The organism is Pedobacter cryoconitis, from assembly GCF_001590605.1.
GTDB classification, from domain to species: Bacteria; Bacteroidota; Bacteroidia; order Sphingobacteriales; family Sphingobacteriaceae; genus Pedobacter; species Pedobacter cryoconitis_A.
The window spans coordinates 2,333,804-2,346,907 of sequence record NZ_CP014504.1; the positions used below are offsets into that span (position 1 = coordinate 2,333,804).

At 38.6% G+C, this 13,104-nt stretch carries 10 protein-coding genes; 4 read left to right on the forward strand and 6 right to left on the reverse strand.

Annotation, left to right across the window (positions count from 1 at the left end; all coding sequences use genetic code 11):
* Positions 1 to 2 precede the first annotated feature (2 nt).
* Together AY601_RS10040 and AY601_RS10045 are read right to left on the reverse strand one after the other, a co-directional pair.
* Positions 3 to 3,149, reverse strand: a complete 3,147-nt coding sequence (locus AY601_RS10040; RefSeq protein ID WP_084359191.1) for a SusC/RagA family TonB-linked outer membrane protein — start codon at positions 3,147 to 3,149, stop codon at positions 3 to 5.
* Between the two features lie 148 nt (positions 3,150 to 3,297).
* Positions 3,298 to 4,404 (reverse strand): family 43 glycosylhydrolase, encoded by a 1,107-nt coding sequence (locus tag AY601_RS10045; protein ID WP_068400078.1) that lies wholly within the window; start codon positions 4,402 to 4,404, stop codon positions 3,298 to 3,300.
* A gap of 346 nt (positions 4,405 to 4,750) precedes the next feature.
* Here AY601_RS10045 and AY601_RS10050 point away from each other — a divergent pair, with 346 nt between their 5' ends.
* The 3 genes from AY601_RS10050 to AY601_RS10060 all read left to right on the forward strand — a co-directional run bounded on the left by AY601_RS10050 (position 4,751) and on the right by AY601_RS10060 (position 9,703).
* The gene (locus tag AY601_RS10050) at positions 4,751 to 6,310 is read left to right on the forward strand and encodes a DUF6377 domain-containing protein (protein WP_198163662.1); all 1,560 of its coding nucleotides are present in this window, start codon (positions 4,751 to 4,753) and stop codon (positions 6,308 to 6,310) included.
* Between the two features lie 729 nt (positions 6,311 to 7,039).
* Positions 7,040 to 7,975: a proline dehydrogenase family protein gene (locus tag AY601_RS10055; protein ID WP_068400086.1), complete on the forward strand. Its 936-nt coding sequence runs from the start codon at positions 7,040 to 7,042 to the stop codon at positions 7,973 to 7,975.
* A 189-nt stretch (positions 7,976 to 8,164) separates the two neighbouring features.
* The gene (locus AY601_RS10060) at positions 8,165 to 9,703 is read left to right on the forward strand and encodes a WG repeat-containing protein (RefSeq protein WP_068400090.1); all 1,539 of its coding nucleotides are present in this window, start codon (positions 8,165 to 8,167) and stop codon (positions 9,701 to 9,703) included.
* Here AY601_RS10060 and AY601_RS10065 read toward each other — a convergent pair.
* Genes AY601_RS10065 through AY601_RS10080 form a run of 4 tightly spaced genes read right to left on the reverse strand, consistent with a single transcriptional unit; the run spans position 9,694 to position 12,263 of the window.
* Positions 9,694 to 10,179 (reverse strand): transposase, encoded by a 486-nt coding sequence (locus AY601_RS10065; RefSeq protein WP_068400093.1) that lies wholly within the window; start codon positions 10,177 to 10,179, stop codon positions 9,694 to 9,696. The genes AY601_RS10060 and AY601_RS10065 overlap by 10 nt on opposite strands.
* A gap of 56 nt (positions 10,180 to 10,235) precedes the next feature.
* On the reverse strand, positions 10,236 to 10,934 hold the full coding sequence (locus AY601_RS10070; protein WP_068400097.1) for a hypothetical protein: 699 nt from the start codon (positions 10,932 to 10,934) through the stop codon (positions 10,236 to 10,238).
* Positions 10,935 to 10,968: 34 nt separating this feature from the next.
* Entirely contained in the window at positions 10,969 to 11,433 is a 465-nt protein-coding gene (locus AY601_RS10075; protein WP_157287834.1) for a hypothetical protein, read from the reverse strand.
* A 56-nt stretch (positions 11,434 to 11,489) separates the two neighbouring features.
* On the reverse strand, positions 11,490 to 12,263 hold the full coding sequence (locus AY601_RS10080; RefSeq protein WP_068400103.1) for a hypothetical protein: 774 nt from the start codon (positions 12,261 to 12,263) through the stop codon (positions 11,490 to 11,492).
* A gap of 131 nt (positions 12,264 to 12,394) precedes the next feature.
* Between AY601_RS10080 and AY601_RS10085 the strand changes: the two genes are divergently transcribed.
* Entirely contained in the window at positions 12,395 to 13,102 is a 708-nt protein-coding gene (locus AY601_RS10085) for a hypothetical protein (RefSeq protein WP_068400106.1), read from the forward strand.
* Positions 13,103 to 13,104: the final 2 nt, after the last annotated feature.

The window sequence follows — 13,104 nt, forward strand, 5'->3', positions numbered from 1 at the left end:
GGTTACATTGAAACGTTTAATCCTAAATTTATTACCCGCATTTGCGGATAGTCGCCAAAGCCATTGGTCCGTTCCGGATCAAAAATCTTCATCTTAGACCAGGTGTAGATGTTGGAGCTATTTGCAAACGTGCGGATGTTTGACAGGCCTATGCGTTTAACCCATGCTTTTGGGAGGGTATAACCTATCTCGGCATTTTTTAGGCGCAGATAATTTGATGACCTTAGCCAAAAGGTTGAATTTTGATTATTATTTATGTTGTTTGACGACGCAAGCCTTGGCCATTGTGCATCAGGGTCAGGGTTTTCAGTCGTCCAGCGGCCGGTTAAGTAATCGGCGAGCACCGAACTGTTGCTGGAGAAAGCCCAGGCCGATGTACCGTTTAACCATAACTTGCCACCTGTGGCACCTTGAAACAATACGTTAAAATCAAAATTTTTATAGGTGTAGGAAAGGGTTATGCCCATGATGGATTTCGGCGTAGTAACCTGGCCCAGGTATCCCTCATCCTGACTGTTGATCACACCATCACCATTGCGGTCAAGATATTTGATGTCACCAGGACGTACAGTGCCAAACTGTTGCTTCGGACTGGTATCAATATCAGTCTTATCTCTGAATAAACCCAGGGCGGTAAGACCATAAGCTTCGTTAATCTGGGTACCCTTCAATCCCCGGTAAGCCAAAGCATAAACCGGCTCTGCCGCATATTGTATGCGGTTGGTCGCATAAGAATATGAGCCACGTATCATCAGGTTATGATTGCCAAAACGTTTGCGCCAGGTAAGCTCACCTTCAAAACCTTTGTTATCTACAATACCTGCATTGATGGATGGTAGATTTTGTACACCACTAACATCAGGGATAATGGAAGCAGTAGTTAAGATCTGCGAACGCCTTTCTTTAAAGACATCTGCCGTGAAAGCAATTTCACCTTTAAATAATTCAAGGTCAATTCCTATGTTGGCTTTTTTGGACTTCTCCCAGGTAAGAAATGAGTTACCGCTAGCACTTTCCTGAGCACCGGGATAGCTATCTCCGTCAGCTGCAGCACCAAACTGATAACCACTTCCGTTACCGGTTTGCCAGGTGCTCAAATAAGCAAAGCGGCCAACGCTATTATCAACACCAATGATACCGTAAGAACCTCTGAATTTCAACAGGTTTAAATATTTAGAATTTTTCAGGAATTTCTCGTTTGACAATATCCACCCTACCGATGCTGCAGGGAAGAAACCCATGCGGCGACCTTGCATAAAGTTTTCTGAACCGTTGTAACCCGCATCAAACTCTACGACATATCGCCTGTCATACGCGTAATTCGCCCGGCCTACTAAGCCCAATTGCTTGTAAGGTAGTGCAGCAATAGCGCCATTGTCAGTATTGGTCGCCAGGAAACTTTGCGACTGGTTGTAACGCAACATGCCTGATACCGCATGTTTTTGCTTAAAGGTCCTGTCGTAGTTCAAATAAGCCTCCAGTGTTGACCTGCGGCTGCCATTTGCGTCGACCTTAAATCCAAGCAGTCCATCGCCAGTAGTTAACTCTTCATATCTCCCTTTACTAAGGTCAGTTTCTTTTTCATCGATGATAAAGCGGTACGTAGAGTAATTGCGCTGCCGGGTGATGTTACGAACGTTTTGTGCATCGTAGGCAAAACGCGTCCTGAAGCTTAAACCCTCGGTAATAAAAGGCATTTTCAGCGTGAAGCCGACAATCGAGCTTAGCGTGTTTTCAAAGAAGCGGCCATATCCAAATTGTGTCAAACGGCCAAATGGGTTTGCCGGCGAATCTTTCTGGCCAGGTACCGAACCATTAGGGTTGGTTAAAGGATATAGGTATGATGGCGTATTGCGTATCTCGCTCCAGAAAGCACCCGCAGTTTCCGTAGGATAATTCCTGTCGCGTACGATATCTGAAAGGTTTAATTCCAGCTTTAGCAAAGTGGTAAGGTCAATATCAATGTTACTCCGGAAATTGTACTTGTTCATTACCGCATTAATGTTGTACGCGTTCAGGTCATCGTACTTGTATAAACCGTCCTGTTTTAAATAGCCCATTGACACAAAATATCTTGCTGTTGACGAACCACCATTTACATTAAGGTTACTCTGGGTCATGATGGAATAGGGTTTGATCAGTTCTTTTGTCCAGTCAACATTTGGATACAAATATTGATAAGTTGGATTGCTGCGGTCGCGGAACTTATTGATATATTCATCTGTATAAAGGTTAGCGTTCAAACCATCGTTATTTAACGCCTCGCGAAACAAAGTTAAAGCATTGTATGAATCGAGGTATTCAGGTACGTTGAAGGGTTGTTGTGCCGCTGTTTGCACAGTTAATGAAATGACCGGTTTACCGGTTTTCCCTCTTTTAGTAGTAACCAGCACAACACCGTTAGCACCCTTCATCCCGTAAACGGCAGTTGCTGCTGCATCCTTCAATACGCTAACAGTCTCTACATCATTCGCATCAATCCCATCAATACCATTCTCAATACCATCAACCAGTATCAGCGGGCTTTTACCCTGATAGGTGCCAAAACCGCGGATATACAAAGCGGATCCATCTGCACCGGGTTCGCCGCTGCTTTGCATGGTTATTAAACCAGGCAGGCGGCCGGCAAGACTGTTGGTCAGACTGGCTGTTGGGGTGCGCAGTAGCTCTTTAGACGATACCGATGTCAGCGCACCAGTAACATTGTTTTTTTGCTGCGTACCATAGCCCACCACCACCACATCCTCAAGCAGGTCTATATTTTGTTTAAGCTTTATGGCGATAAACTCTCTCGAGCGTACTGGCACTTCCTGACTCAGGAAGCCCATCATACTGTAAACCAGTGTGGCATCTTCGGGTACTTTGACCATATATCCGCCATTAACGTCGGTTAAGGCACCGTAGCCGCTGCGTCCTTTAATGGTAACAGAAACGCCTGGTAAGCCTACGCCACTGGTATCGGTAACAGTACCACGCACTTCAATGTTTTTAGATGCCATGTGGCCAGTGGCTATGTAATGACTATGAGCATCGTGGTTAATTGCAGCCTTTGCCGGCAAGCAAATAGCCGTCATGATGCTGATGAGTAAAACACATAAACCGACGAGCGGGTAAATGCTTTCTCTGTTTTTATATAAAAGTTTTCTCATAATTGTTTTTTAAGATTTTTATTTTGAAATGTCTCCGTCCATGATTGAGCCTTAAAAACTGGGCATGGAGCAGGTGATCTTGCTCTTTTTACAGCGCACAGTAATTGTATTGATAATGAGCCTTGGATCCTACCTGGAGTCGCTGGTGTTACTCGCCTATCGGGCGCGCTATGTCAATACCGGTGCTAATAGGTCTTCCGAAATTAGGAGAACCATCCGTATTCCAGGTCAATTTTTGTATGCGTACTGTTCGCGGCTGGTCAGGCTTGCCCGGAAGGGATCGGGCATGGTAAATAAACCAGTTCTCGGTTTCGATAGCGCCTTTATCATTTGTACCGCTGCTAGTGAAAAAGCCATTATGCCCCGGTCCGTAAACCGAAATTTCATCACTTTTCTCAAAAATAGGTTTCTTGTTAATCCAATTGCCGGCAATCAGCGGATTGCTGCCAGCTGCCAACTGGATCTGAGCCATGCAGTAATTATCGCTGCTATATCGGCTGGCCGAAAAAATAATAAATAAGGGGCTTTGTTTATCGCGTTGTAAGGCGATAGGCCCTTCGTTAACACCGGCCCCTAAAAAGGTTGGCTCCCATCTTTCCCAATCATTGGTTGGCGATGATATTTTTACCCTGGGCCCGCTCAACGTCCATGGATTGGACATTGGAGCGATGAAGATATATTGTTTGTATTTCTCATTCATATTTTCCCATCCAGACCATATAAAATAGTTTTTATCGCCTATGGTAACGATGGAGCCGTCAATAGCCCACTGATCATTTGCCTGGTCAAATATCCTGCCTTTGAATGCCCACGTACCCAGTGTAAGGTCAGCACTATCATTTTCCAATACAAACATGCGGTTACTATCGTTAACATCGCTTTGGGCAGCAGCGAAATAGATATACCATTTCCCCGAAAGAAAATGCAACTCCGGTGCCCAGATATCGGCCGAATGGTCTGTATGCTGTGGCGGAGTCCATACTGTTATTTCGTTGGCCGCAACGAGTTGCGACATGGCCTTGGTTTTTAAGATAGTAATGCGGTTGCCCCTGGTGGAAAGGAAATAATAACTACCATCCTTTTGCGCTACAAAAGGGTCTGCATGATCACCATCTATAATCGGGTTCTTAAAATATTTTACCTTACTTCCACTTAGGTTTACTTTGATGGAATCATCGCCCGCTTTATTTTTTTGACAAGCCTGGGCAAACAGGGGGATTAACGCAATTAACAGCGCAAGTAATTTGTTTCTCATACAAGCATAAAAAGGTTTATTATATTCGGTTAACCAAATGTATGTATTAAAATTGCACGCATTTTAAATGCGGTAAGCCACCAGAATAAAAATCAAACAGTTAAAAATTATAAAAACCTAATTACCAGATAAATATATAATATTTTGAATCTAAAAATCAAAACTTTTCCACTAAAAAACAACGCATAACAGCCCCGGTCCAACCATTTATATTCGACCGTCCGGTCGCGATCCGGCTATGAATTATTTTTTATCGTAGTTTTATGATCAAGACATATTTTGTTATATAAGTAAACTGATGGGAAGAAGATTTTTGGTAATTATTGTGTTGTTATTTCCCGCTCTTATGGGATATTCGAACAACATAAAAGTAGATAGCCTATGGAAAGTTTTGAAGGCCGAACTTAAAAAAGAGAACAGCTACATCAAACGCAAAGAGCAAAAGATACAAGCAATAAGGCAGCAGTTAGTGGAAACTCCGGCAAAGGAGTTCAATCCTCGGTTTAAGTTGCTTTCCGATCTATTCAACGAGTATAGCGCTTTCCGTTTTGATTCTGCCATCACCAGCGCTCACCGGATGATAGCCATTTCACAAAAATTTAATAAAAAAAAGCAACTCATTAAAAGTCAAATGAGTCTTGCAACAGTTTTAATGAAATCTGGATTCTATAAGGAAGCGTTTGATGCTATGGCTACCATAGATACCAACCGCATGTTGAAACAAACACGGTATGAATATTTACTATTGCGTGGTTTTCTACATGCCGAGATTGGTTCGTTTAATAATGATGCTTACTACGCTAAACAATATCACCTGGCATCGAAAACAGATTTTAAAAATGCCGGACAGCTCATCAATCCCGATGAAATGGAGAAAACCATAAGCCTGGCCTTTCTGCCAGATTCGGGAAGCAGAAAAAAACCAACTGCCGGGTTTTATTACAATTATTTGTTAAGTCATAAACTTACTGAACACCAGATAGCGATTGTGGCTACCCGCATAAGTCATGCCTACGCTAAGGATGATAAGCTGTTGCTGGTGACTCTGGCCGCTATTAACGACATCCGATCAGCCACTAAGGAAACCTTCGCTATATTTCTATTAGGGCAGGAGCTATTTCAACACAATAGGAACAATGATGCTTATATCTGTATGCAAGAAGCACTTGGTAACGCGGCATTTTATGGTACACGAAACCGCGCGGCGCAGATAGAATCGGTGCTACCTCTGATAGCCAGCAGACTGATAGAAGAGAAGCAGCACGAAAAGGACATGCTTTGGATAGGCTTTGTGATATTTATGTTTGTGGCCATTGTGCTTGTTTTTCAACTGGTGATTTTTCGGAAGCAAATGATACGCATTAAAACGAACGAACAGGTAATTCAGCAAAAGAATAAAGAATTAGAGGATGCTAACGGCAGGCTTTGGGAATCATCACGGATAAAAGAAGAACTAATAGGATTATTTTTTAAAACCTGCTCGTCATACATAGAAACACTGGATAAGGTAAAACGCAAAGCGCAGCATAATATAAAAATAGGAAAATACCAGGATGCCAACATAGTGCTGGGAAATGTGCATATACAAACGGAAAAGAATCAACTATACAGCACATTGGACAGAGTTTTCCTTACCCTTTTCCCCAATTTTGTCGCCTCATTTAATTCATTGCTAAAGCAAGAAGACCAGCTATGGCTGAAAGAGGGCGAATTGCTGACGGCTACTTTACGTATTTTCGCTTTGATACGCTTAGGTATTACCGATATTGAAACCATAGCCAAAATACTCGGCTATACCGTCAATACAGTGTATACCTACAAAGCCCGGATTAAAGGCAAGGCAGTGGTACCACCCGAATTGTTTGAACAAAAGATCATGGAGATCAAATTCACAGACAACCATTGACAATATATCCGCGCAGTCAAGGAAATCTGCTGAAGTCACCCGAAATCACCGATATATACAGTTCTCGCACATAAGCTGTATCATAAAGTTAAAAAATCAAATTCTTAATTCCTTCCTAAGGAATGCCTTATTAGCATGCGGTATGGTGCAGTTGAATATTTGGATTCGATTTCAGGAATCAGTTCTTTTTGCAAGAAATACATAAATTTTTCTCCTCCTCCTCACGAAATGGCTGATACGCTGTCGAAAATATTCCTGAATTTATGTGTGTCGGAGTAAAATCTCTTATCCTGTATAGATCTTGCTGTGAGTAATCTTGCATATAGTGGGAAAGGAAACTTTAAATTGTATAATAATTTTATGGAAATCGTCAATAATAAGCATTGTATTTAAATCTTTACCGGATACCTTCTGTCCGCTAAATTTTTTAGTGGCATAACGCCAGTTGAGGTTTTCTAATTTATAAAACTTCTGCTCAAATTCAGACCTATCTTAGCTAATTAAATGAAAACGTTATGGAGCCTTTTATTTCAACTGGCCTTAGTCAGAAATTCGTGGCTTTGATCTTATTATTATTACCGTATTTCAACCTGATCAAATAATGAAGAATAACCTATATCCATTTCGTTTTGCTAAATCGGCTTCTATGAAGATGTAATTTTACTTCTAGCTGAAACGAATACCAATCGCAAATCTTATCATTGCAATTCATCAGAAAAAGAAATTAAAATGGATAAAAACTTATTGCAAATAGGAGCTCAAGCATTAAGAAAAGCAGCATTGAATGAAGATTCAAAGGCATATATTTTAGCTAATCCAGTCCTATTTCAACTTTTCAAGAAAGCTGCTGATAGGTATATTGGAGGTGAAACCCTTGAGGAAACAATCGTTAAAGTCAAGGCTTTAAATAATTTAAAAGCCTCCATAGAATTTATGGGAGAAAGTACCAGAACAGAGCAGGAATCGAACGACTCAACTCAAGAATTTATCCGTATTTGTAAACAAATAAGGTCACAGCATTTAAATGCCACAGTATCTTTAGATCTATCCCACATAGGTTTATCCGTATCAAAAGACCTTTGCCTAAATAATTTAAATGCTATTTGTAATGAAGCCTCTAAATCAGATATTGAGATTATTATAAGTGCAGAGGGAACTGAAAGGACAGACGCCATTATTGATACTTATAAAAAGGCAATACAAAATTATGATCATTTGGCAATAACCCTGCAGGCCTATCTATATAGAACGAAAGACGATTTTAAGGAGATTAAGAAAGAAAGTGGTAGAATCAGGATTGTAAAGGGTGCATTTGAAACAGCTAGTGGGCATTCTATGCCCAGAGGTGAAAAACTTGATGATACTTATTTGGATTATATTGATCAGTTACTTGCGCAAAACCATAAATGTTCAATAGCTACACATGATCCAAAAATACAAGAAAATGCCCGATTACTAATTCATAAACATAAACCGGAAAAAGAAATCTATGAGTTTGAAAGTTTATTTGGTATATGCAATGATCAACTTTTCTCGCTTAAAGATCAGGGCTATCAGACCAAGCTTTACTTTGTTTATGGAAAAGAGTGGTACTTATATCTATGTAATAGAGTAGCAGAATACCCGATGAACATATTTCAAGTATTAAACGACATTATACAATAGGCCATATAGCTATATTCGGTCTTATTAACTGAGTTTAACTAAAAATGCTTCCTGTTTTCATAGGTTGCTTTTTTACCAGGCAGATTTACCTATATGAAATGTGCAATCCATTATAATACTGGGGCATCATCCAGGCAGTCATCGCTTTGTTAATTCTGGCATTTAAAGCATTTATACAATATTAAAATTATGCATTTATCCGTTCATATATTATATAATCGCAAACCTATTGTGATCATCAGTTTATTCCTAATTTTTATGTCTCAAACTTTTAGGGCAATAGCTCAAGACTCATCAGAAGAAATACTGTACCCATGGAAAAGCAAATCTGGTTTAATAGGCTATAGTGATCAGAAAGGCCAACTGAAAATTCAACCGCAGTTTAAAGATGCCAGTCTTTTTACCAATGAATTTGCAATTATAGAAAAAGACGGTCATAAAGGAATAATTAATAAAGAAGGAGTGATTATTATAGGCTGCAAGTATGATGAAGTACAATTGGCTGCTGTGGGAAATGAAACTCTTGCGATTACCCGAAAAAAATATAATGCATGGTGGAGAATCAACCAATGGAAACTATTCCCCGGTTTTTCAATCATGGGTGGTGCCAGAGATAAAAGATTTTTTGATACGGAAGTTCAGAGAATGAAATGGGAAATTACCCTACTCAATAACAAACAGACATTTGTTAGCACAGACCATCGGAATGGTGCCTATCCTTATGAGACTTCCAATATTAGGCACTTTAAGAATAAAGTATTAATTAACGATCATTTATACCAAATTGACAAGCGGAATATCAAGCATCTATCAGGACTCTTTAAAGGCTTCTTAATAGACTCCACACTTCTGCGCCAGCAAGGGGACTCGTATCAAATCGTGGATTTGGATGTAAAACGTCAAGGTGAGGCTATTTTTAACATTCCCAGAGTGGTCAATTTAAAAGTAGGTGAAGAGCTAAAAGAATTAAACACGGTAAGCAGAATTTCCGGCATTGAAGTAAAGTTTAATTTTATGGAAGATCAGCAAGCCCATATTTACATATACCCCGATTTAAAAAAAATCTTCCCTCTGCAGATTAGTAAATATTTAGATGACAATACCAACGCATCTGAAATTATCGGGAATGCAAAAATGATCTGGTCAGTACCTGAAACAGATTATTTTCTCATTTATAGCATAATTCATCTGCAAAATGGATTTTACCTCCTTCATAAAAATGGATTCTGGGAAAGTGACAGAACCAAAACTAAAGATTTTGTCGTCACCTCCAATAGTGGCAATTTAATGTATCCGACAGTACATGATCTTGGAATGGATCCTTTGCTTCCTCAAAACTTTTTGGTCAAAAGAATCGAACAAACACGTGATCATAAACACTGGTTTGCTGTATCTGGAACGACTAAGTCTGATTCCTCCTCACTTTCTGGAATTTTTGACAGTGCTGGTAAGAAATGGATATTGCCTATGAGATATGGTAGCTTAGAGCAAATGAAAGGTTATCCATACATCTGGAAATTCGAATTTGAGTCACAAAGTGACTATAAAAAGAAAAAATATGGTTTAATTGATATTAAGACAGGAAAGATCATAATCGATCCTATCTATACTACTTTAACTGCAGATGGAAAAGCGGGCATTTACAATGCGGACAAATGGGAATGGTTTTATATCAATCCGATAACAGGAAAGGAATATAGAGAATGTGATTCTAAAAATCAATACTGATTTGAATAGGACAATTTACATTCATATTTGACCTCTCCCTGTAAAACCTGACTTTTGTAAAGTAGAGATTTTCGGGACAGAATAGTAATTATGACGATAACTGATTGTGCCATGTGGCTTACCTTTAGTGTAGATAGGTCCATTACCTGGTACCGTCGGAGAGAAAGTGCAGCCAAGGCCTGTTTGTCTATACCATTAAAGACGGTTTCAGGAATCTTTCTGGTGGTGCCATGAACACGCTTATTACAAACTTCCTTATTCCAGACTTTAAGTTCGCAGACTAGTGCGTCATAATCAGATCCCCTAAAGTTTTTCAGAAAGTCGTTTTTCACATACTTAATCGCCGATTCAACTTTTCCTTTATCTTCAGGTCTGCTGAACCTGCATGCAATGGGGGCACTATTATAATGAGCAGGAAAAGTTGTATATATCGGTGATTCCGTGTCAAGTTGATATTCGTGAGGAAATTTAAACACTTAAACTTTAATTTTTGTAAAGAGGATGGAATTTTTCAACAGAATGATAATAACAATTACCTGTTAGCTTCATACACTGTGATATCTTTTTTTCGCTGAATTAAGATCTGTAAGAAAAGCATTATTCCTCCAATCACTGATAATGGGATTGATTTCTGCTTAAAGGCAATTTGAAAAATGAGAAGACAAATCCAGCCAATCCCTAATAAAATAATGATGTAATTACCAATTTTTGTGGCAAATAAATTTTTCTCCAATAAGATCTTGCACTCTGCAGAATTGTTTTCATTATATCCCTTTATTTCTTTCATAATAATGTTAAGTATAGAATCTCCTTCATCATATTCTTCCTCAACAAAAATATAATTTACACTCCCGCCTTCTCTTAACCATATTTTCAATTGAGAAGAGCTTTCCGTAGTGGATTCAAAAGTTCTATAGGATTTAATGTCATTGTAAAAATATTTATGCACGCTCACTACTTCATCTTTTTTTGAATCAAAAACATTAATATCGAAATAGCTATCAGTACATTCTACACTGACCTTTTTTATAAAAGGCCTTCTATAATACTTTTTAAATATAATCGGACAAATACCAAAAATTATGAAGCCAATACACAATATAGCCAGGTGATGCAATTGCCAGGCTGCAAAAGCCGATAAAAATGTCCCTCCCAAAAAGTAAGAAAGAATTAAAACAGAATATTTTCTGGCCTCAACAATCTTAGCATATTGCACCCCTATTTCACTCATATTCTCTTTTTAAACAAATTATGTTTCATCAAATCTACAATCCACCTTTGTAAAAAAGAAGAGTAAACATTGAGAGAATAAGGACGTAAACCAGTACCTGTTTAATCAGCTTCCATCTTTTGCGTTCAACAGGTTCTAAAAATAATGCGTTCACAATCACAAAAATCAGGCCCACGAGTAAACCAACAGGAAAGCCGATCCAAATTGCGACAATCATCGACACAAAAGAGTCTGAAAATAACATAAACCAAATCATCGAGCTGATGATGGCGCTCAAAATCATAAAAAGTAACGCTGTAAAAATCCGGGTTCCTAAAAAGCCATACAGCGAAAGCAAAACACCAATGATTAAAGTAAGATAAGTGTAATGGAATTCGGCTATCGTAATAGCTTTGCTTTTTTCTATTGGGAAAATTACAGCGATTGCCATTATCACTAAAATACCTCCAGCAATGATGAATAATTTTCTATTTCTCCATTTATCTAAGAATGCCATCATCGAAGGGGTTTAAATCAATTATTTTTATGTACCATATTTTATGAATATATAGCTGTTTAAAAGAACCGTTTGTCGGTAACTGGCGCGCGTAAGGCAACAAATTCATATAACTTGCCCAAAACATCATCTGCAAGTTCCAGGTTACCAGAAAAAAACAAATCCACTTGATGGTCTGTACCTATGATGTAGCGCAGTTCAATAGGCGTTATTGAAAAAAAATCTATCCGATTCTTCACAGCCTCAAAAATCTTAAGTTTCGGAAATTCCAGCATGTACTCTTCATAGTCAATCACCTTTGGAAGCAAAGTTAAGAGTTCCTCAAATTCAGGGGTTTCAGGTTTTGCATCAAATAGTATGTTTACACGATCAAGATTTTGCTCATATTCATCTGCTGTACCAATTGCCAACTCCTTCAGCTCTGGATGGAACAGGTTTGCAACAACCTCCTTATTATTGCTTTGTTCTAATTGGTCCAGATCTTCTATATCCGGTGGCGGAAATGTAACAACTACGGTGACCGACTGGTTTATGATCTCTTCTCCAATCCCGGTTGCTTCCTGTTCTTTACGTTTTTGCTCCCACTTATTCATTTCCTCTTCCTTGGTGGTAAGCTCTAAAATATTGATGGCTTTAGCAAAATGATTTGTTCGAACTTTGATTAAACAATCAAAGCCATCCATTTGGAATGTCCCGTCAACCTGAACAGAACTATGAGCTGTATGCTGCTCATGCCGATAAGGAAATTCTTTGAGAAAGGTTAATAGAACTACACGGGATTGAGAATGCTTAAGTATATAGTTAGCGATTTTATTTCTCCCAATCAGGTTCATAAGGTTTGCGTTAGACTGCAAGTTACAAATTCTCAATGATCCTGTCGGGCTGCCTGCTGTTTAGGTAAAAAACATTTTAAATTATTAAGTTTGAGAGGAAAAAAAGAGCTGCAAACTGGCAAAATTGAAATATGAAAATAAACTGGTTTACAGGTATAAAGTTACTACTTGCCCTTTTTATAAGTTTAGGGCTAGGCTTAACAATATTTATGATTTTCCAGGATGTGAAAATTATTGGTGCTTATATCGTTTCCGTACTTTTCTTTTTAGTGCCGGGCATGATACTTTATGGCCTCACATTTGGGTTTAAAGTCTCAGAGCAGTCTATAAAGAAACAAGTTGAAAGACAAGAAAGCGTTACATTTGACAACAATGGTATAAGTTATAAATTACCTCTTTTTGATACCATTCAATTCATTGGCTGGAGGACTATAGAAACGATAATTTATACAGACTACGATTCTGACGACAATTCACAATTTATTTTCTATTTGACAGAGCCGCCAGGCCAAAGCATTCAAGAAAACCCTTGGTTTTTAAATAGACTTTTCCCATTTGGATTTCGAAATCGCAGGGAAATAACAATAAAAGATGACTGCAAGAACTTTCACGAGATTCCAGGGATGCTGAATAAATATCTGGTAAAAACAAATCCTATTGATTTAACTGAAGATTATAAAAGAGGAACATTGTTAAGTTCAGAAACAAAAATTAAAGGTGATAGGATTAAAACAGAAGAACTTTGGAAGCCTAATCATACTTACGAAAGGGAGAAAGTAGTTTATGACAGCTATAATCGATCGTTTCAGCAGATAAAACAAGCAAGAAATACCGGATAAGA

Excerpts from the sequence above, each read along its gene's own strand:
- AY601_RS10040 (WP_084359191.1), bottom strand. The coding sequence starts at position 3,149 with ATGAGAAAACTTTTATATAAAAACAGAGAAAGCATTTACCCGCTCGTC.
- AY601_RS10045 (WP_068400078.1), bottom strand. The coding sequence starts at position 4,404 with ATGAGAAACAAATTACTTGCGCTGTTAATTGCGTTAATCCCCCTGTTT.
- AY601_RS10050 (WP_198163662.1), top strand. The coding sequence starts at position 4,751 with ATGGGATATTCGAACAACATAAAAGTAGATAGCCTATGGAAAGTTTTG.
- AY601_RS10055 (WP_068400086.1), top strand. The coding sequence starts at position 7,040 with ATGGATAAAAACTTATTGCAAATAGGAGCTCAAGCATTAAGAAAAGCA.
- AY601_RS10060 (WP_068400090.1), top strand. The coding sequence starts at position 8,165 with ATGCATTTATCCGTTCATATATTATATAATCGCAAACCTATTGTGATC.
- AY601_RS10070 (WP_068400097.1), bottom strand. The coding sequence starts at position 10,934 with ATGAGTGAAATAGGGGTGCAATATGCTAAGATTGTTGAGGCCAGAAAA.
- AY601_RS10075 (WP_157287834.1), bottom strand. The coding sequence starts at position 11,433 with ATGATGGCATTCTTAGATAAATGGAGAAATAGAAAATTATTCATCATT.
- AY601_RS10080 (WP_068400103.1), bottom strand. The coding sequence starts at position 12,263 with ATGAACCTGATTGGGAGAAATAAAATCGCTAACTATATACTTAAGCAT.
- AY601_RS10085 (WP_068400106.1), top strand. The coding sequence starts at position 12,395 with ATGAAAATAAACTGGTTTACAGGTATAAAGTTACTACTTGCCCTTTTT.